A 19,275-nucleotide genomic window follows, 5' to 3' on the forward strand; every position below is an offset into this window, starting at 1 on the left:
GGTCATGCCGGTCGAGATGACCCGCACCCGGTTCGAGGAGCTCGTCTCGGACGCGCTCGACCAGGTCCCGCCGGAGTTCGCCGCGGCGATGGACAACGTGGTCGTGCTGGTCGAGGAGTTCAACGAGGAGTCGCCGGACATCCTCGGGCTCTACCACGGCATCGCGCTCACCGAGCGGACCAGCCACTACAGCGGTGCGTTGCCGGACCGGATTTCGATCTACCGCGAACCGATCCTGGACATCTGCGACACCGAGGCCGACGTGGTCGAGGAAGTCCTCATCACGGTCATGCACGAACTGGGCCACCACTTCGGCATCGACGACGAGCGGCTGCACGAGCTCGGCTGGGGTTGATCCGCGGATTCCCGCGCGCCCGCCCACACCGGGCTGCCGTTCTCCTGTCGAGGCCGTGCGATCACCACGGAAACCACTGAAAGTCACGTAATCATCACCGAGCGCGCCGAAATTGCCTAGACTGGTCGCGGAGAAGTTCCATCCGATCACGTGAGGTGGTTGTGCGGCACCCGAAGACGGACAGCCGGCTCCGCTGGCTGCTCGCCTCGAGCGCCACGTCCAACCTCGCCGACGGCGTCGCCAAGGTCGCCTTCCCGCTGCTGGCCACCACACTCACCCGGGACCCGGTGGAGATCGCCGCGCTGTCCGCGGTGCAGTTCCTGCCCTGGCTGCTGTTCGCCATCCCGGCGGGCACGCTGGTGGACCGGATCGACCGGCGGAAGGCGATGCTGGCCGCGAACGCGGCGCGGGCCATCGTGGTCGCCGGGGTGGCCGCGCTGATCGCCTTCGGCTCGGTGCAGATGTGGGCGATCTACGTCGCGTCGCTGCTCGTCGGCGTCGCGGAGACGGTCGCGGAGAGCGCGGCCAACGTGCTGCCGCCTTCGCTGGTCGAGGCGGACCGGCTGGAGGGGGCCAACAGCAAGCTGCAGGCGTGCGAGATCGTCGGTCAGACCTTCCTCGGCGGCCCTCTCGGCAGCGCGACGTTCGCCCTGTTCGCGGTGTTCCCGTTCCTGCTCTCGTCGGCCGGTTTCGCGATCGGTGCGGCGGTGCTGCTCGGCATGGCGGGCAGCTACCGGCCGCGACCGGAGACGAAACCGCACTTGCGAGCCGACTTCGCCGATGGTTTCCGCTGGCTGCGCCGGCATTCGCTACTGCTTCGACTGCTCGCGATCGCTGGTCTGCTCAGCCTGATCAGCGAGCTGGCGCAGGCCCAGCTGGTGCTTTACGCGCTGGAAGACCTGCGGTTGTCAGACGCCGCCTTCGGCGCCTTCGCGTTTGTCGGCGGCATCGGCGGCCTGCTCGGCGCGGGCGGCACGCCACGGCTGGTGAAGGCGCTCGGCCGCCGTCCGGTGCTGGTCGGCGGGGTGCTGTTCTGCGCGCTCGGCTTCGGCGGCATGGGGCTGATCCGGCAGCCGGTGGTGTCCGCGGTGCTGTTCGGCGTGTTCGCCGCCGCGGTGGTGGCGGTGAACGTGGTGCTCGCGACCGCACGGCACACGCTGGTGCCGGGTGAGCTGCTCGGCCGGGTGCTCGGGGTCTGGCGGACCGTGGTCTGGGGCGCGATCCCGATCGGCGCGCTGCTCGGTGGATGGCTCACCGAGCTGCTGGGTGCAGCGGGCCGCACCTTCGCCGTGTCCGGCGGTCTGCTGCTGTTGGTGACCGGATACGCACTGTTCGCGCTGCGCGGCGGCGTACTCGATGACAAAACGGCGTCGACCGGGGAATCAGTCCGTTCGCAGCAGTGATCCGGCGCGGTTTTGGTGCTGGAATAGCACCTCACCCGGCTGCGGCGGAGGTACGCGATGACTGCGATCGAAACGCCCTCGCTGCCGGACGACGACCACGGTGCCGAGGCCGCCCCTGAGCCGTCGGCTCCCGCGTCCCGCCGCCGGATCGTCGCGGCCGTCGTCGCCGGGTTCGCGCTCGGCGCTTCGGTGGTCGGTCTGCTGTGGGGGCTGGCCGGTCAGCGACAGGGCGCCAACGTCGACGCGGCGGCGGCCTGCGCCGCGTTCTACCGGGCCGGCCGCATCCCGAACACCGTCGGCGGTGCCGACGCGGCCCAGTTCACCCGGATGTCCGACGACGCGGTGCACCGCGTCACCGGCGCCGCCGAACTGGGCAAAGCGGCCGCGACGTTCGACGGCGCGTATCAGCAGCTGGCCCAGAACCTCGACGCGGTGAACCGGATGGTGCTCAGCAGCCGGTTCGACGACGCCGCGGCGCAGGCCGACATCATGCAGGTGCAACAGCTCTGCGCGCGGGGCTGACCCGCGCGCGGAGCTGCCGGGCTCAGGCGCGGACGACGCTCTTCACACCGAGCTGCTTGCCGTTGCCCGGCAGCGTCTTGGCCGCGCAGCCGAGGCCGTCGAAGGGCACGAACTTCGACGCGGTGTCCTGCGGCAGGTACACCCGGAAGCCCTTGGCCGGAGTCGGCTGGCAAGCAGCCGCGTCGTAGTTGCGCACGTTCGCGACCTGCAGGTCGGCTTTCGCGGACTGGCCCGGGGCCAGCTTCACCGGACCGAGTTTGTCGCCGTCGCGGGTCGCTGGCTGGCCGATCTGCTGTCCGTTGTCGCCGCCGACGTACGAGACGCCGGGGAAGCCCTGGATGGTGCACGGCTGACTGCTGGTGTTCTTGATCAGCAGCGGAAGGTACGCCGAGCCCGCACCAGCGTCGCCCTTGCCGAGCGACAGCGTGACGTCGCCCGCCTTGCACAGCCCGTTGTCGGCGGGCGGCTTCTGCGCCGGAGCCGTGCTGCTGGCCGATCCGGACGGCGCGGACGAGCTGGACGCGGGGGCCGAGGACGCCGACATGGCCGGGCTGCTGGCCGGGCCGTCGGTCGGGGTGCCGCTGGCACCGGGAGAGCCCTGGCCGCAGGCGGAAAGCAGCAGCGCTCCGGACGCGCCCGCCGCGGACAGGAAGACCAGGGAAAACCACGGTTTCTTCGTGTTTGCCATCTCACTCGCCTCGCTGTGCTGGAAAACGCCCGTGCTGGTGGAACCTTTGCCCGGAGGACGTGCGAGGTCCGGACCGGGTTGCTTCGCATCTAGTGAGTTCCCCACCCGGCACCCGCTCACGCGAGTGTTCCCCGCACGAGTGATCAAGGCCGCTCGTGCGGGGGATTCGCTGGTCAGCGGCCTCTGGCCAGGACCGTCGCAGGCACCGTCGCGTCGACCGAATTCCCACGTCCGTGAAGGGCCCCTCGCGGGACTCAGATTCCCTCAAGGGGTCCTTCACGGATCGCATTTTCGCTCCTGCCCGGAGGCCAGGTCAGGAGACTTGGCTGCCCACCCAGGTCGTGCATCGCCAGCCCGCGCCCTCGGTCACCAGTTCCACGAACTCCGTGTTCGGGATCAGCTCCCGGTTCGCCAGTTCGGCCGGCACGTTCCCGCTCAGCCATTCGCCCGCCAGCCGGATCGCGCCGCCGTGGCTGACCAGCACCACCGTGCCGTCCGGCGAGGTTTCCTCGTGCTTCGCCCGCAGCTCCTCGGCCGCGCGCCGCATCCGGTCGTGCACCTCGTGGCCGGTCTCGCCGCCGGGGATCGCGACGGCCAGCTCGCCTTCGGTCCACGCCTTGACCACGCGCAGGTAGATCCCGATCGACTCCAGGTCGGTCTTCCCCTCGAGATCGCCGGCGTCGACCTCCTTGACGCCCTCGATCACCTCCACGGCGATACCGAACACCTCGGCCAGCGGGGCGGCGGTCTGCTGGGCGCGCACCGCTTGCGACGCGTACACCGCGACGATCGGCTCTTCCCTCAGCCGCTCCGCGAGTGCCACCGCCTGCTCTCGGCCGAGCTCGGTGAGCGGCGGCCCCGGCAACGCCGTGTCCAGCGCCCGGCGGACGTTGCCCTCGGTCTGTCCGTGCCGGACCAGCAGCAGCCTCATTCCGTCGCCTCCTTGACGAGTTTCACCCTGGTTCGCCTGGCGGCGACGGCAGGAACAACGATGATTCGCTGGCGAGCCGCGCTCATGCGCCCTCCCCCTTCAACACCGCGTCGACCCATGCCTGCGCGGCAAGGAAATCCTGGTTCGCGTTACCCGGCCCGATTGTCGCCGCGATCTCGTCCGCCCGCGGATGCGAGCCGAGGAACCGCAGGTGGCAGCGCCGGCGCAGGGCCTTCAGCGCGTCCACGATCCGCGGCTCGGCGAGGTGCCCCTCGAAGTCGATGAAGAACCGGTACTCGCCGAAGTTGCTGCGGGTCGGCCGCGCGTCGATGCGGGTCAGGTTGATGCCGCGGCCGGCCAGTTCGACCAGCAGCTCGGACAGCGTCCCGGTGCGGTTGTCGGCGGCCGCGACGATCGAGGTGCGGTCGGCGCCGGTCGGTTCGGGCAAGTGGCCGGGCCGGCGCACCATCAGAAACCGGGTCTGCGCGTCGCGCACGTCGGCGACGCCGGTGGCCAGCTCTTCCAGCGGGTAGTGCTCGATCGCGACCGGCGCGGACACCGCGGCGTCGAAATCGCCCTCGACCACGCCGACCGCCGCGGCCGCGGTGGACGACGCGGCGACCGGGGTGGCCTCCGGCAGGTTCGCCTCCAGCCAGGCACGGACCTGGGCCAGCGCGTGCGGGTGGCTCGCCACCGTACGGACCTCGCCGCCGCCCGGCCGGGTCAGCACGCTGAAGTGGATCGGCAGGATCGCCTCGGCCACCGCGACCAGCGGATCGCCGTCGCTGAGCGCGTCGAGAGTCGTCGGCACGACCCCTTCGACGGAGTTTTCGATCGGCACGCAGGCGGCGTCCGCGCCGCCGTCGCGGACGGCCTGCATCGCCAGCCGGACCGTTTCGTAGGGGGTCAGGTCCTCGCCCGGCGCGAGCGCGCGGGCGGCCTGTTCGGTGAACGTGCCCTGGGGGCCGAAGTACGCGATCCGCATCACGACCGTCAGGCTACTGACCGCGGACGTGGCGGTTTTCACTCGGACGCCCGCCACCACGGCGGTTACGCCAAGTGGCGTTTTTTGCCATGCTGGACCGGTGACCGCCGATTCGGGCACGCACGCCGGACACGGGCGGGCCGGTTCGCCGGTTTCGCCCCGGACACCGGAATTGGTGCTGTGCGCCGTCGATGCACCGCTCGCCGCCGCGTGGACGTCAGCCGCGGCGGGGTTCGGCGGTGCCGTCCGGGTGCACCGTGGCTCGGTTCTCGACATCGGCGCCCAGGCAGTGGTCAGTCCGGCCAATTCACACGGCTGGATGCGCGGCGGGGTCGACGCGCTCTACGCACGGGCGTTCCCCGGCGTCGAGCAGAGCGTGCGCAGCGCGGTGCTGGCTTCCTACGGCGGTGACCTGCCGATCGGCGAGGCGGTGATCGTGGCGACCGGCGAGGTCGAACCCGCTTGGCTGATCAGTGCGCCGACCATGCGCGAGCCAGGCGAACGGCTGCCCGAAGACACGGTGCACCCGTACCTCGCGGCTCGCGCGGTGTTCCGGCAGTGGCAGCGCGGCCAGCTCGATTCCGGCCCGGTCCGCGCGGCGGTGCGGACCATCGCGATGCCCGGGCTCGGCACCGGCGTCGGCGGCGTCGCCCCGGCCGCGTGCGCCCGGCAGGTGGCCGCGGCGTGGCGGGAAGTCTTCGGCCCGAACGGTGACTTTCAGTAACTCGCTTCCGGGCGCGTGCAACACATCACAGCGCGTTCACGCGCGGTAAGCCCTACCGTTAGTACGGCGTTACGCGAGTAGCGCTTGAACGGAGCCAGCGCAGGCGACGGCCGAGGAGTGTGCGATGCCCCCACGGGTCCGTGAACTCAGCCCTTACGTAGAGCTGCACCGGGAACAGTGGCGGGAGCTGCGCAGCTCCACCCCGCTGCCGTTGACCGCGGACGAACTCGTCCGGCTTCGCGGTCTCGGGGAACAGATCGACCTCGCCGAGGTCGCCGACGTTTACCTGCCGCTTTCGCGGCTGATCAATCTCCAGGTGAAGGGCCGCCAGCAGCTGTACGAGGCGACCACCACGTTCCTCGGCGAGAACTGCCGGCGCACCAAGGTGCCGTTCGTGATCGGCATCGCGGGCAGCGTCGCGGTCGGCAAATCGACCACCGCCCGGATCCTGCGCACCCTGCTCGCCCGCTGGCCCGACCACCCCCGGGTGGACCTGGTGACCACGGACGGGTTCCTCTACCCGCGCGCCGAGCTGACCCGGCGCGGCATCATGCACCGCAAGGGCTTCCCGGAGAGCTACGACCGGCGCGCCCTGCTGCGGTTCGTCACCGAGGTGAAGTCCGGGGCCGAGCGGGTGGCCGCACCGGTGTACTCGCACCTGGCCTACGACATCCTGCCGGACCAGGAGCAGGTCGTGGAGCGCCCGGACATCCTGATCATCGAGGGCCTGAACGTCCTGCAGCCCGGCGCGAGCCTGACCGTCTCGGACCTGTTCGACTTCTCCATCTACGTGGACGCGAACATCGACGACATCCAGCGCTGGTATGTCGAGCGGTTCCTGAAGCTGCGGCACACCGCGTTCGCCGATCCGGCCTCGCATTTCCACCACTTCGCCGGCCTGTCCGACGAGGAGGCCCGCGAGGAAGCGCACCACCTGTGGACCACCATCAACGAGCCGAACCTGATGGACAACATCAAGCCGACCCGGCCACGGGCGACGCTCGTGCTGCGCAAGGACGCCGACCACGCGATCAACCGGGTTCGGCTCCGCAAGCTCTGATTCACCCCCACGCGTCTCAGCAGCCCCGGCACTCTCTCGTGCCGGGGTTTCTGACCGATCGGCCAGGGTCTTCGTAACCGGTTGGCCGATACCCGTGCGGGGTCTGCCGAGCGACCCTGAACAGAGCAAACCGGGCGCACTGACCTGCGGAGGAGGCCACGATGCTCACTCTCGTCCTGACGTGGATCGGCGCGGTACTGGGCTTGACGTTGCTGGTGGCGATGGCCGCTGGGGCGTTCGTAGTCGACTTCGACGACGCGCTGCGCGAGCGCCGGGTGAAGGCTCGCGACACGGCCGAGCACCCGAGCTGAGGCCGTGCCGCCCGGCGGGAGAGGCGCCGGGCAAGATGTGCTGCATGAGTCCGGTGAGCCGCGCGCGCAAGAAGAGTTCCCTACCCACCGCCCCGAGTGTCAACGGCCTGTTCAAGGACGTGCTGCGGGACTTCTCCGCGGTCGCGGCCGAGCCCGGTCCGTTCGACGTCGACCTGCTCGGTTCCGAGGTCGTCGGGCAGTGGCGGGAAGTCGTCGTGGACGGCGAGCCGGACAGCGAACTCGGCCTGGAGCTGATCGCGTTCGCGCAGCGCAAGATCACCCCGGGCGCGGCGGCGCTGCTGGCCGCGCTGAAGGTGCTGGCCGAGACCGAGCAGGAGCGTTCGGCGGCCGCCGAGGCGCTCGCGGTGGTGCTGGGCCGGGGCATCCCGGAGCCGGAATGGGCCGCCGAGATCGGCAAGGTCGCCGTTGGCGAATGCTGGCGAACCGGCGACGTCTACGGCGACGAATCCTCGCTGCTGTGTGTGTTCTCGCGCGGCGACGTGTCGCTCGGCCTGCTCGCGCTGCTGGACTTCACCGAGGGCGGCCGGGTGCGCGACCTGGTCGTGATCGAGGAGCCGCACGAGGTGCTGGCCGAGATGCGCTCGCAGGTCGAGGAGGACGGCGAACTGGTCGTGCTGGACAAGATCGAGCCGGCCGACGCGCACCGTCTGCTGGTGTCCGGCCTCGCCGCCACCGACGCGCTGGAGGAGCCGGAGGTCGGCGAGGACTACCTGCGGTTCCACGCGGTCGCGCTGGCCTGGGCACGGTCGCTGCCGGAACCGGCGGCCGCCGAGCCGGTCGCGGAGTGGAGTGACGCGCAGCGCGCCGAAGCGGTCGAGCAGTTCCTCGCCGAGACCACGCTGCCGGACAGCGACGCCGCCCGGGAGATCGCCGGCCTGCTGGTGGCCCACGGCTGCCGCACCGAGCCGGCGCACCCGCTGCGCGTCGGCCCGGAGAAGCTGGCCCGGTTCCTGGAAGCGCTGCTGGACGGCGAATACGAGCTGGAGGACGAGGACACGGTCGGGCCGGTCGTGCTGGCCTGGTCCGGCTGGGCCGCGGCCCGCGCTGGGCTGTCCGAGGTCGCGACGGCCGCGTTGCTCGAAGAGGTCACCGAGTACCTCGGCGAGTACCTGTCCGAGGACGAGGACGACGACTTCAGCGAGTACCTCGACGGCACCGAATCGGCCGACGAAGCGCTGGAAGTGGTGGCGCGGCGGCAGTTCGCGGTGCCGGACACCTCCACCGTGATCGGCGACGAGGAACTCACCGACCTGGACCCGGGCGACCCGGAACAGCGCAGGCTGCTGGTGATCGGCGACCACCCGGAGTACCACGAATCGCTGGCCTCGGAAGAGTTCGACGGCGCCGACGGCCTCCGGCTCGCACTCGAAACGTCCATTGTGGACCAGCTGTGGGACGACGAGCCGGCCGAGGTGTGGACCGCCGCGCAGCGCCTGCTCGCGCAGGAACTCTCCCGCGCCGAGGTGCTGGCCCGGCTGGTGACCGTCCTGGAAGGACAGCTGACCGAATCCGAGGAAGACGACCAGCTCGACTACGACCCGGATGCCTACCGCGCCGCGCTGATCCAGGTCGGGTGATTCGGTCCGCTTACGGCGGACTGCCGTGAGGGGCCCCTTCCCGAACTCAGATTCCCTCAAGGGTCCCTTCACGGACCTGGGTCGCCGCGCCCAGACCGACATCACGAAACTCGTCGGCGACAAGGCCGAACAAAGACAACGATCCCGAGCAAGCTAGGTCTTCGGCAGCGCGATCCGGGCCGCCCGGATCTCCGCCAGCAACCGGGTTTTGCGGCGGTGGACGTTCACCAGCTCGGCGACGTAGCCGGTGAACTCCGCCGCCGTGCCCGCTTGTTTGTGCAGGGTGCGGAGCTTCTTGAGGCACTGCGCCGCTTCCTGGTAGGAGGCCGCGTCCTTGTGCGCGATCAGCTCCGCGATCCGGTCCCGATACTCCGAAATGGTCTCTTCCGGCTTTTCCCGCTCTTCTCCCTTGGGCGGTTCCGGCACCGGTTCCGGCTCCGGCTGCGGCTGCGGCTGCGGTTCCGGTTCCGGTTCCGGCTGCGGTTGCGGTTCCGGCTGCGGTTGCGTCTTCTGGCGATCCTGCCGCGGAGTGCGCGCCCGCGCCGCGTACGCGATCGCCTCGCTGTGCCGTCCCGCCGCCCGCAGCACCCGGACGATCCGGAGGCTCACGTCCACCCGAGGCGGCTTGGCGGCGAGAATGGCGACCAGCCCGTCCACATCCCCGCTGACCTCGGCCACCTCCTCCAGCAGCCGCTCCGCGATCTCCCGCCGCTCCCCCTCCGGCGCGTCCGCGAGCACCTTGTCCACAGTGGACTTGATCCTAGCGGTCCCGGCCTCCCCGAGCGCCGCCGCGAAGTCCGCCAGCCGGATCGACCGCCCCGCGAACGCCGCCGCGAGCAGCCACTCCGCGAGCTCCACCGGCTCCGGCGGCCGAGCCGCGCAGGCCCGCGCGTACAGCGCGATCGCCTCGTCGAGCCGCCCGCCCAGCTCCGGGTGCTCCTCGGACATGCGCACGATGTCGTCCACCGCCCGGCGAGCGAGCGGCGCGAGATCGGCGCTGCTGCCCGCGTCGAGCAGCCGCCGCACAGTATCGAGTACCGCGCCGATCTTCGCGGTGTATTCGACCAGGTCGGGGACGCTCACCCGGACAGTCTGCCGTATCGCTCGTAACCCGCGAGTAGGCCAACGGCGTAGTCTTTTCGGCCCAACCCGTGATAGGCAAAACCGATGACCCTCGACGCCCTGACCCAGCGCCTTCGCGACTTCGCCGCCGCCCGGGACTGGGAGCAGTTCCACACGCCGAAAAACCTGGCCATGGCCCTGTCCGGCGAAGTCGGCGAGCTGACCGCGCTGTTCCAGTGGCTGACCCCGGAGGAATCGGCGGACTGGCGAGCGGACGAGACCCGCGAGTTCAACGTGCGGGATGAAATCGCCGACGTGCTGGTGTACCTGGTCCGCCTGGCCGACGTCCTGGGCGTCGACCTGCTGGAAGCGGCGAACGCGAAGGTGGATCGGAACGAGAAGAGGTTCCCTCCGCTGGTGCGGTGAGCCCGGCGGGGCGGCTGCCCTTGTCCAGTGTCCTGGCGCACCACCGGCGGCCGTGCCGTCGCACACCCCGTAACCTGGACAGATGCCGATCCAGGTGCTGCTCGTAGACGATCACGAACTCGTCCGGCGGGGCCTGCGTGACCTGCTCAGCGACGAAACCGACCTCGAGGTCGTCGCCGAGGCCGGCAGCGTCGAAGAGGCCCTCGCGGTGGCCATGCACGTCGAACCGGACGTCGCCGTTGTCGACGTCCGCCTCGGCGACGGCGACGGCATCACCCTTTGCCGTGAGCTGCGTTCGAAGCCGAATCCGCCGGCCTGCCTGATGCTCACCGCGTTCGACGACGAAGAAGCGATGGTCGGCGCGATCATGGCGGGTGCTTCCGGCTATCTGCTCAAGCAGGTCCGCGGTCAGGACGTGGTCAACGCGGTCCGCGAGGTGGCGGCTGGGCATTCGCTGCTCGATCCGGTCAGCACCGCCCGAGTGCTCGACAAGCTGCGTCATCCGCCGACCGACGAGCTGTCCACGCTCACCGACCGCGAACGCGATGTGCTCGAACTGATCGGGCAGGGACTGTCGAACCGGGAGATCGCCGAACGGCTTTTTCTCGCCGAGAAGACGGTGAAGAACTACGTGACGTCGGTGCTCGCGAAGCTCGGGATGCAGCGTCGCACGCAAGCCGCGGCGTGGATTGCCCGGCGCGGCAAGTGAATCAGCTGCCAGCGACGGCGCGCGCGTAGCGTTCGGACAGCAGCCGCAGCCGCGGGATCAGCTCCGGCGGCGATTCGACGGTGAAGTCCATCATCAGCATTCCGATGTAGGCCGCGACCGTGTCCAGGCTGTCCGCGCCGGTGACCAGTACACAGTGCTGCTCGTCGATGGGTTCGACGACGCCGACGGTCGGGTTGATCCGCGCCAGCACCCGCTCCGCCGGGGCGTCGATGCGCAGCCGGGCGTGCACCAGCCAGCCGCTGGCGGCGATCGTGCGCATCGCGAACGCGGTGTAATCCCCGCCGGGCAAGGGATTCGGCTCGAATCGGCGGCGCGTCGGCATTCGCGGCGACATCAAATCGACGCGGTAGGTTCCCCAGCTGCCGTCCTGCGGATCCCGGGCGACCAGGTGCCAGCGGCGCTGCCAGCTGAGCAGCCGGTACGGCTCGACCAGCCGCAGCTCGTCCGCGTAGTCGAAGCGAAGCCATTCCAGGTGCCGGATCGCCCGCGCGATCTCCCTCAGCACCGCGGCGTCGACTTCCGGATCAGGCGCGTCGGTGCCGACGTTCTCCGGCCCGCGGTCAATGGTCGAGCTCAACGCGTCGAGCGTGGGTCGCAGGCGGGCCGGCAGCACCTGCTCCAGCTTCGCGAGCGCCCGCTTCCCTGCCTCGCCGACTCCGGAAATGCCTGCTGCGGCCTGCAATCCGACCGTGACCGCGACTGCTTCCTCGTCGTCCAGCAGCAACGGCGGCAGCTTCCCGCCCGCACCGAGCCGGTAGCCGCCGACGTTCCCGCGGGTCGCCTCGACCGGATAGCCCAGCTCGCGCAGCCGCTCGACGTCGTTGCGGATGGTCCGAGGCGAGACCTCCAGACGCTCGGACAGCTCCCGGCCACTCCGCCCGTTCGCGGTCTGAAGCAGCGCTAGCAACGCCAGCAACCGGGCAGTCGGATCGGCCATCCAAAACTCCTTCAGCTATTAGGAACTAATCCTACCTAATAGACTCCTAGTGTCCTTCTCATGACGAACGCAGCCGCCTCCCTCACCCTTCGCCCCTTCACCGTCGAGATCACCGATGCCGAGCTCGCGGACTTGCACGACCGCCTCGCCCGCACCCGGCTGCCGCAGCCTTCGCCGACCGACGACTGGGACGCCGGCACCCCGAACTCCTACCTGCGGACGGCGATCGAGGCGTGGCGCGCCTTCGACTGGCGGGCCGCCGAGGCGCGGATCAACTCGTTCCCGCACTTCACCACCGAGATCGACGGGCAGAACTTCCACTTCATCCACGTCCGCTCGGCCCACCCGAACGCCACCCCGCTGCTGCTCGCGCACACCTACCCCGGCTCGTCGGTCGATTACCTGGACCTGATCGACCAGCTCGTCGACCCGGTCGCGCATGGCGGCCGCGCCGAGGACGCCTTCGACGTGGTCGTTCCGGACGCTCCCGGCTACGGCTTCTCGCAGCCAGTCGCCGAAGCCGGCTGGACGCTCGCGCGGGTCGCCGCCGCCTACGACCGGCTGATGCGCGGGCTCGGCTACGAAAGCTACGGAATCCACGGCTCGGACAACGGCGCGATGGTCGCCCGCGAACTCGGCCTGCTGAATCCCGACGGTTTTCTCGGCCTGCACGTCCTGCAGCTGTTCTCGTTCCCGTCCGGCGACCCGGAAGAATTCTCGCGGCTCGAGCCGTCCGACTACGCGGGACTGGAGCACCTGAAATGGTTCCAGTCGGTCGGTGGCTACCAGACGATGAACGCGTCCCGCCCGCAGACGATTTCGGCGGGGCTGAGCGATTCCCCGATCGGCCTGCTGGCCTACAGCGAGCTGTTCGCCTCGTTCGGCAACGGGACTTCCCTGGTGCCGCTGGAAACGATCTTGCTCGAGGTAACGGTGAATTGGTTCGCCAATGCCGCTTCCGGGATGAGCCGCAGCTATCTGGAGAACGCCCGCGCACAGGCCGAACCGCAGGTGAGCGCCGCGCGGACCGGGGTGGCGGTGTTCAAGGACGACTTCCAGACCATCAAGACCTTCGCCGAACGCGACAACACCGGCATCGTGCACTGGAGCCGGTTCGAGGAGGGCGGCCACTTCGCCGCGATGGAGCGGCCCGAGCTGCTCGCCGGGGACCTGCGGACGTTCTTCGCTGCCCGCGACTGATTCTGTCCGATTTTCTGTCCGGACCCCGTCCGCGTTGCTGCGGACGGGGTCCTTTTCGGCTCGGCCGGAGCTGTGGGTAGCGGGCCAGAGCAGGCTGATTCACCTCATTGAGTGCCGAATGGATGTTCGATCTGTCGATATCATGGGTGGCGAACTTGGGGGGCAGCGACGTTGGCGATGCGGAAGGAGTGTGTCTTGATGACTCGCGAGGGCTGAATTCCTCGATACGGCAGCGATTTCCCGGTCGCTCATCGGTGATTTCAGGGAAATCCCTTGATGCGCGGTGTGTTCACAGCGGTGGGTTCACAACGCGCGGCCACGGTGCCGCAGTGGCGGCACCGTCATGACGGCTTGTGGTGGTTGTGGCGGCACGGCATCTGCATTGCAGGACAGCCTCCGAATTGCGCGCACTGCAGCCTGCGCATCATGGACATTCGACGAGGCAATCAACGAGGTCCGTCCGGCGATGCAGATGCCCGGCAAACGCCGAGGCGGTACCCGCGACATCCGCTGCTATGCCGACGGTTCGGCGACAGCCGCCGCCAGCACTGCCGCGGCAGTCGCGGGCGATCACTTCAAGGGCAGGTCAAACGCGACCAACGTCCCCAGACTCGGCGACGAATTCAGGAAGAACCGTCCGCCCGCGGCGTCCGCACGTTCGGCGAGATGCCGCAGCCCTCGGGTAGCGACGCCTTGCGGCACACCGGATCCGTTGTCGCGCACGCGCAACTTCACGCCCTCCGCGTCGCGGGTGAGCGTCACGCGGGTCTCGCTGGCCCCGGAATGCCGGACCACATTGGACAGTGCTTCCCGCAACGCCGCACGGATGTGGTCGGCACGTTCCGCCGGAATATCCGCGAACTCGCCGGACAGCTCCAACGTCGGCGGATAACCGAGCAGCTCCCCGGCGATCCGCACCTCCCCGCGCGCGGACTCGGCGAGATCCGTCGGCGTACCGGTATCGTGTCGCGGTTCCGGCGAACGCAACGCGCGCACCGTGCCGCGGATCTCCTCAATGGTCTGGTCCAGCTGGTCGATGGCGTCCGACAGCCGGGCCCCGTCCGCCTGCGCGAAGCGCTTCCGCATGTTGCGCCGAACGCGGTCCAGCTGCATCCCGGTGCCGTAAAGCCGTTGCACGATCACGTCATGCAGCTCGCGAGCGATCCGCTCGCGCTCCTGATACAGCGTCACCCGATGCCGGGCGTTCGCTCCCTCCGCGAGCGCCAGCACCACGCCGGCCTGCGCCGCGAACGCCGCGAGCATCTCGACCGTTCCCGCCGAGAATGGTTCCCTGCCTTGCCGCCGATAGACCGTCAACGCGCCGAGCACGCGTCCGCCGGACCCGAACGGCGCTGCCGCGAACGGCCCGTACCCGCGCAGTTCGTCCGGCACATACGGCGCAGTACGCGGATCGACGACAAAGTTGTCCGCCGCGATCGGCTCGCTGCCGCGCGCCACCCGGCCCGCCGCCGAGCCCGCCTCCAGCGTCAACCCGCGCAACTCGCCGACCGGCGCACCTTCGATCACCTTGGTCGCCGCGCCATCGGCAGCCTCGGTGCCCCGAAGCACCGCGGCGCCGTCCGGAACCTTCGCGAGCACCTCGCTGACCCCATATGCCGCCTCGACCACCACCTGGCCGTCGTCCGCGCTGACCATCGCCAGCCCGAGATCGGCGTCCGCCAGCTCGACGGCCCTGGCCACGACCGTTTCCAGCACTCCCTCCGGGTCATCTCCGGACAGCGCAGTGCTGGTGATCTCCGTGGCCGCGGAGAGGGCGCGCGCGGCGAGTGTCGGGTCCATAAGCAACTCCGACCTTAGCGCGGCTCCCCGCCCCAGACCCGAAATCGTGACCGTCACCAACAACCCTCCGTCACGCCGCGACCCGCGGCGAAGCCCGCCGCACTACGGACGCGTCCCGGACCTCGAACACGACGTCCGCTTCCACCTCTTCGTCCGCATTGTGCGTTACGTGCACCACCGTCCGACCAGCGAGTTCCGTGCGCAAGCTCTGCCGCAACGCCCGTGCGGTCGGCTCGTCCAGGTGTGCCGTCGGCTCGTCCAGCAACACCAGCTCCGCCGATCGCGCCCCCAGCAACGCCCGTGCCAGCGCGACCCGCTGCGCTTGCCCGCCGGACAACCCGGCCCCCGCGCTGTGCAGCACGGTCTTCAGGTCGAGCTCGGGCAACTGCGCCTGATCGAGCGCCCGCCGCAAGTCCTCGACCTCCGCCCGAGGATCCGCGAGCCGCAAGTTCTCCGCCACCGTCGTCGACACCAACATCGGCTCCTGCGGTGCCCACGCCACCCGCTCCGGCACGACCACCTCGCCGACCCGCGGCTGAAGGAACCCGAGCAACGCCGCGATCAACGTCGACTTCCCAGCCCCGCTCGGTCCCACAACCGCGACGTAGGCACCCGCCGGAACCGTCAGGTCGACGCCCTTCAGTACCGCGTCGCCGCCCGGCCAGCCGAGGTCGGCGTTGCGCAACCGAATCGCGACCGGCCGGTCCGGCTCGGCGTCGCCCGCCTGGCTGCGCGCAGCCAGCGATTCCTCGGTGCCGAACGCACCGCCCGTTGCGGGTTGACCGGGCAGGACCGCGCCAGCCTCAACAGCACTTGCCGAGCCAGCCAGTCCACCGGCCTTCGTCCCCTCGGCAGCCGCCACCACCGCACCAAGCCGCTCTCGCGCCGCCCGCAGCGTGTCCCAATGCACTGCCGCCGGCGGAAGCAGCGCCAGCACCTCCGCCAACGCCAACGGCACCAGCGCCAGCAGCGGTGCCATCACTCCTGGCAACTCCCCCCGCGCGACCGCTCCCGCGGCCAGCACGGTGCACAGCACTGTGGCCAGCCCAGTCGCCAGCGCGATCAACGCGTCCGCCGCGCCCGCGCCAACCGCCTGCCGCCGGGTGTCGGCGGCCAGCCGAGTGTCCGTACGGGCCAACGCCGCGCGCCGCGAAGCCGCCCTCCCGTAGGCAAGCAACTCCGCCGACGACGAGAAAAGCACCAAAACCCGCGCAGCGACATCACGTCGTCCGGCCGCCAGCGCCGACGTCGCCCGCCGCTCCAACCGCAGCGCCAGCATCGGCGCGACCAGTCCCACCAGCACGGTCGACGCGAGCACCAGACCTGCCGCCGGCAGCACCGCCGTCTGCACCGCGATCGCCCCAATCGCGACCAGCCCGACCACGATCGGCGGCGAAACCACCCGCGGCAACAGATCCCGCACGGTGTCGACGTCGGTCACCAACCGCCGCTGGCTCTCGCCTGCTTCGAGGCTCCGCGCCGGCCCCAGCCGCACCAGTGCCGCCCACAGCCGGACCCGAAGCCGACCGGCGATCCGGAACGCCGCATCGTGAGTCACGAGCCGTTCGACGTACCGCAGCCCGGCCCGGCCAAGTCCGAACGCACGCACCCCGACCACGGCGACCGTCAAGGTCAGAATCGGCGGCTGCAGCGACGCTTTCGCGATCAACCAGCCGGAAGTCGCAGTGAGCGCAATCCCTGCCAGCAGCGCCATCGACCCCAGCAGCGCGCCGGAAAACAGCCGTCGGTCGAGCAACACCCGCCACGAAAGCGTTCTCGCTGCCGCGCTGTCTGAAGTGGACTGTCGGACCGGAGCCGGCAGTTCGTCCTCGACAGTGACCGCGGCCGACCGTTCATGTGCGGCGATCACTGCCGCCGCACCGTTATCCACAGCTCTTTCGACAGCTTCGAGCACGCGCCGGGCGTTCACGTCGTCCAGGTGCGCGGTCGGCTCGTCGAGCAGCAGCAACCACGCGCCGGCGTGGACCCGCAGCAGGGCCCGCGCGACCGCGACGCGTTGCCGCTGTCCGACCGAAAGCTGATCGACCGGCCGGTCGGCGAGCCCGGTCAAGGCCAGTTCGCCGAGCACGACGTCGACTTCCGGTCCGGTCTCGATCAGTTCTTCTCGCACCGTGCCGCCGCTGAAGACCGGCGTCTGCGGGACCCACGCGATGCCGCCGCGCCACCGTTCCAGGTCGGCTTCGGCAAGCGGAACGTCCCCGGCCCGAACGGTCCCGTCGTAGGACGGGACAAACCCGAGCAGCGCCGCCAGCGTGGTGGACTTGCCGCCGCCGCTGGGCGCTCGCAGCCAAACCGTCTGGCCGCGCCGTACCGAGAAGCTCTCGCCGTCCGGGGCGAAACCACCCCGCCGGGCGACCTTGAGGCCGGACACCACCAACGATCCACCGGGCGCGATCCGCGTCCCTTCCGCCGGGACCGGCTCCGCGAGAATCGCCGTGACCCGCCGTACCGCTTCGACGCCGTCCTCGCTCGCATGGAAAGCAGCGCCGACCGCGCGGATCGGCTGGTAGCACTCCGGAGCGAGGATCAGCACCCCTAGGCCAATGCCCAGCGGAAGCGAACCGGACACGAGGCGGACGCCGATGACGACCGCGATCAGCGCGACCGACAGCGTCGCGACCAGTTCCAGCACAAACGCCGAGGAAAACGCGACTCGCAACGTCTTGAGCGTCGCGCGGCGATGCCGTTCGGACAGCTTCCGCACCGTTTCGCCCTGCGCCTCGGCCCGCCGGAACGCGGTGAGCACCGGCAACGCCCGCACGAGTTCGAGCAACAGGCCCGACATCCGGTGCACCGCGTCCGTCGCGCCGGAAACCCGGTCCGCGGTGAACTTTCCGACCAGGACGGCGAAAAGCGGCAAGAGCGGCACTGTCGCGGCGATGATCGCCGCCGACGGCCAGTCCGCCCACAGGATCGCCGCGCCGGCCGCGATCGGCACGACCGCGGCGGTGACGAGTGCCGGGAGGTACTCGCGGAAGTAGGCGTCGAGCGCGTCGAGGCCGCGGGTCACCAGGGTCGTCAACTCGCCGTATCCGCGCCGGGCCAGCCATTCCGGGCCGAGTCGCAGCGCGTGGTCGACGACGCGAGCGCGCAGATCGCGCTGTGCGGTGGCGGCGGCGCGCGCGGAGACCACTCGCACCGCCCAGCTGGTGCCGGCCCGGCCCACGACGAGCGCGCACAGGACAGTCAGCTGGACGGTGCTTCCCCCGAATCCCCGAGCGACAATGGACGCGAGCACGTCCGCCAGCAGAAAAGCTTGTCCGACAAGGAAAATCGCGTTGCCGAAGGACAGCGCCGCGACCAGGGTCAACGCTCGGCGCGCGGCCGGCCCGAGGGCCGAGAACGCGCCGAGCGGACCCTTTCCCGGCCGCACTGGGTCCATTGTGGACACCGTGGCGGAAAGGGGTGCGCGACCGGGAAGCTGCGTCATGGCGCGTGCACCGCGGGGATGTGCTGCACGCCGATGCGCTTGCGGAACACCCAGTAGGTCCAGCCTTGATAGATCAGCACCGCTGGCGCGCCGAACGCGCCGACCCAGGTCATCACCGTCAGCGTGTAGTGGCTGACCGCGGTGTTCGCGACGGTCAGCGAATGCGCCGGGTCGAGGGTCGAGGGCAGAACGTTCGGGTAGAGCGCGCCGAAGAAGGTCATCGCGGCCGCGGTGATCACGACCGCCAGCGCGGCGAACGCCTGCCCGTCGCGGTCGACGTAGAGCCGCAGCCACGCCAGCGCCGCGGCGAGAACGGTGATCACCAGCGTGACGAGCGTCCACACCTTGCCCTCGCGGACCTGGACGACGATCAGGAACGCGAGCAGCGGGAGCAGCCCGGCCGGCAAGATGCGCAGCGCCAGCATCCGGGCACGTTCCCGCAGCTCACCGCTGGTCTTGAGGGCGAGGAAGGCCGTGCCGTGCACGAGCGAGAACCCGACGATCGCGAGCGCGCCGAGCAGGGTGTCCCACCGAACCGACTCGAACGGGGACCCGACGCGGTTGCCGTGTGCGTCCAGCGGCAGGCCGAGCACGGTCGTCGCGAGCAGCAGCCCGACGCCGAGCGGCGGAATCCACGAACCGATCATGATCACCCGGTCCCAGGTGCGCCGCCAGCGTTCGGAGTCGACCTTGCCGCGGTACTCGAACGCGACGCCGCGCCCGATCAGCGCGATGAGGACGACCAGCAGCGGAAGGTAGGCCCCCGAGAACAGCGACGCGTACCAGCCGGGGAAGGCCGCGAAGGTCGCGCCGGCCGCGACGATCAGCCAGACCTCGTTGCCGTCCCAGACCGGCCCGATGGTGTTGACCAGGACGCGCCGTTCGGTGTTCGTCTTCCCGAGGATCGGCAGGAGCATGCCGACGCCGAAGTCGAACCCTTCGAGGAACAGGTACCCGAGCCAGAACAGAGCGACGATCGCGAACCACAGCGTTTCGAGTGTCATGCCCGTTCCCCTCGCCCGGCACCGGCCGGCACTGTCCGATCGACCACCGTGTTGTCCCCACCCTGGCCCTGAGTTATCCACAACCCGA

18 protein-coding genes are annotated in these 19,275 nt (G+C 70.1%); 10 read left to right on the forward strand and 8 right to left on the reverse strand.

Annotated elements, in window-relative coordinates:
- Positions 1-4 precede the first annotated feature (4 nt).
- From AMYBE_RS0131715 to AMYBE_RS0131725, 3 genes are all read left to right on the forward strand, one after another.
- Positions 5-355, forward strand: coding sequence for a metallopeptidase family protein (locus AMYBE_RS0131715; protein ID WP_020663419.1), 351 nt, complete (start codon positions 5-7; stop codon positions 353-355).
- Positions 356-516: 161 nt separating this feature from the next.
- Positions 517-1,758, forward strand: a complete 1,242-nt coding sequence (locus AMYBE_RS0131720; protein ID WP_020663420.1) for an MFS transporter — start codon at positions 517-519, stop codon at positions 1,756-1,758.
- 57 nt (positions 1,759-1,815) lie between these two features.
- Positions 1,816-2,280 carry a hypothetical protein gene (locus tag AMYBE_RS0131725; RefSeq protein WP_020663421.1) on the forward strand — a complete coding sequence of 155 codons (465 nt, stop codon included), beginning with the start codon at positions 1,816-1,818 and terminating at the stop codon, positions 2,278-2,280.
- Positions 2,281-2,302: 22 nt separating this feature from the next.
- Here AMYBE_RS0131725 and AMYBE_RS0131730 read toward each other — a convergent pair whose 3' ends face one another.
- From AMYBE_RS0131730 to pheA, 3 genes are all read right to left on the reverse strand, one after another.
- A complete protein-coding gene (locus tag AMYBE_RS0131730) occupies positions 2,303-2,968 on the reverse strand; it encodes a DUF4232 domain-containing protein (protein WP_020663422.1) in 666 nt (221 codons plus the stop codon).
- Positions 2,969-3,281: 313 nt separating this feature from the next.
- The gene (locus tag AMYBE_RS0131735) at positions 3,282-3,899 is read right to left on the reverse strand and encodes a histidine phosphatase family protein (protein ID WP_020663423.1); all 618 of its coding nucleotides are present in this window, start codon (positions 3,897-3,899) and stop codon (positions 3,282-3,284) included.
- Positions 3,900-3,981: 82 nt separating this feature from the next.
- Positions 3,982-4,887 carry a prephenate dehydratase gene (gene pheA / locus AMYBE_RS0131740; RefSeq protein ID WP_027928213.1) on the reverse strand — a complete coding sequence of 302 codons (906 nt, stop codon included), beginning with the start codon at positions 4,885-4,887 and terminating at the stop codon, positions 3,982-3,984.
- A 97-nt stretch (positions 4,888-4,984) separates the two neighbouring features.
- On the opposite strand from pheA, the gene AMYBE_RS0131745 reads away from it, so the two are divergent.
- The 4 genes from AMYBE_RS0131745 (at position 4,985) to AMYBE_RS0131760 (ending at position 8,577) form a co-directional block, all read left to right on the forward strand.
- Entirely contained in the window at positions 4,985-5,608 is a 624-nt protein-coding gene (locus AMYBE_RS0131745; RefSeq protein ID WP_020663425.1) for a macro domain-containing protein, read from the forward strand.
- A gap of 124 nt (positions 5,609-5,732) precedes the next feature.
- Positions 5,733-6,668: a type I pantothenate kinase gene (gene coaA, locus AMYBE_RS0131750; protein ID WP_020663426.1), complete on the forward strand. Its 936-nt coding sequence runs from the start codon at positions 5,733-5,735 to the stop codon at positions 6,666-6,668.
- A 161-nt stretch (positions 6,669-6,829) separates the two neighbouring features.
- A complete protein-coding gene (locus AMYBE_RS45525) occupies positions 6,830-6,979 on the forward strand; it encodes a hypothetical protein (RefSeq protein WP_020663427.1) in 150 nt (49 codons plus the stop codon).
- A gap of 44 nt (positions 6,980-7,023) precedes the next feature.
- Positions 7,024-8,577, forward strand: a complete 1,554-nt coding sequence (locus tag AMYBE_RS0131760; protein ID WP_027928214.1) for a hypothetical protein — start codon at positions 7,024-7,026, stop codon at positions 8,575-8,577.
- A gap of 153 nt (positions 8,578-8,730) precedes the next feature.
- On the opposite strand, the gene AMYBE_RS0131765 is transcribed toward AMYBE_RS0131760, so the two are convergent.
- On the reverse strand, positions 8,731-9,660 hold the full coding sequence (locus AMYBE_RS0131765; RefSeq protein WP_020663429.1) for a hypothetical protein: 930 nt from the start codon (positions 9,658-9,660) through the stop codon (positions 8,731-8,733).
- 84 nt (positions 9,661-9,744) lie between these two features.
- On the opposite strand from AMYBE_RS0131765, the gene AMYBE_RS0131770 reads away from it, so the two are divergent.
- Both AMYBE_RS0131770 and AMYBE_RS0131775 read left to right on the forward strand, forming a co-directional pair.
- Entirely contained in the window at positions 9,745-10,065 is a 321-nt protein-coding gene (locus AMYBE_RS0131770) for a nucleotide pyrophosphohydrolase (protein ID WP_020663430.1), read from the forward strand.
- A gap of 82 nt (positions 10,066-10,147) precedes the next feature.
- The gene (locus tag AMYBE_RS0131775; RefSeq protein WP_020663431.1) at positions 10,148-10,774 is read left to right on the forward strand and encodes a response regulator; all 627 of its coding nucleotides are present in this window, start codon (positions 10,148-10,150) and stop codon (positions 10,772-10,774) included.
- A gap of 1 nt (position 10,775) precedes the next feature.
- On the opposite strand, the gene AMYBE_RS0131780 is transcribed toward AMYBE_RS0131775, so the two are convergent.
- Positions 10,776-11,732 carry a helix-turn-helix transcriptional regulator gene (locus AMYBE_RS0131780; RefSeq protein ID WP_020663432.1) on the reverse strand — a complete coding sequence of 319 codons (957 nt, stop codon included), beginning with the start codon at positions 11,730-11,732 and terminating at the stop codon, positions 10,776-10,778.
- 60 nt (positions 11,733-11,792) lie between these two features.
- Here AMYBE_RS0131780 and AMYBE_RS0131785 point away from each other — a divergent pair, with 60 nt between their 5' ends.
- Complete coding sequence (locus AMYBE_RS0131785; protein ID WP_020663433.1) at positions 11,793-12,932, forward strand: epoxide hydrolase family protein; 1,140 nt, start codon at positions 11,793-11,795, stop codon at positions 12,930-12,932.
- Between the two features lie 570 nt (positions 12,933-13,502).
- Here the strand turns inward: AMYBE_RS0131785 and AMYBE_RS42725 are convergent.
- The 3 genes from AMYBE_RS42725 to cydB form a co-directional block, all read right to left on the reverse strand.
- Positions 13,503-14,732, reverse strand: coding sequence for a GAF domain-containing sensor histidine kinase (locus tag AMYBE_RS42725; protein ID WP_020663434.1), 1,230 nt, complete (start codon positions 14,730-14,732; stop codon positions 13,503-13,505).
- Between the two features lie 70 nt (positions 14,733-14,802).
- On the reverse strand, positions 14,803-18,135 hold the full coding sequence (gene cydD / locus AMYBE_RS0131795) for a thiol reductant ABC exporter subunit CydD (protein WP_020663435.1): 3,333 nt from the start codon (positions 18,133-18,135) through the stop codon (positions 14,803-14,805).
- A gap of 44 nt (positions 18,136-18,179) precedes the next feature.
- Positions 18,180-19,187 (reverse strand): cytochrome d ubiquinol oxidase subunit II, encoded by a 1,008-nt coding sequence (gene cydB / locus AMYBE_RS0131800; RefSeq protein WP_020663436.1) that lies wholly within the window; start codon positions 19,185-19,187, stop codon positions 18,180-18,182.
- Between the last annotated feature and the right edge of the window lie 88 nt (positions 19,188-19,275).

This window comes from Amycolatopsis benzoatilytica AK 16/65, from assembly GCF_000383915.1.
Taxonomy (GTDB): Bacteria; Actinomycetota; Actinomycetes; order Mycobacteriales; family Pseudonocardiaceae; genus Amycolatopsis; species Amycolatopsis benzoatilytica.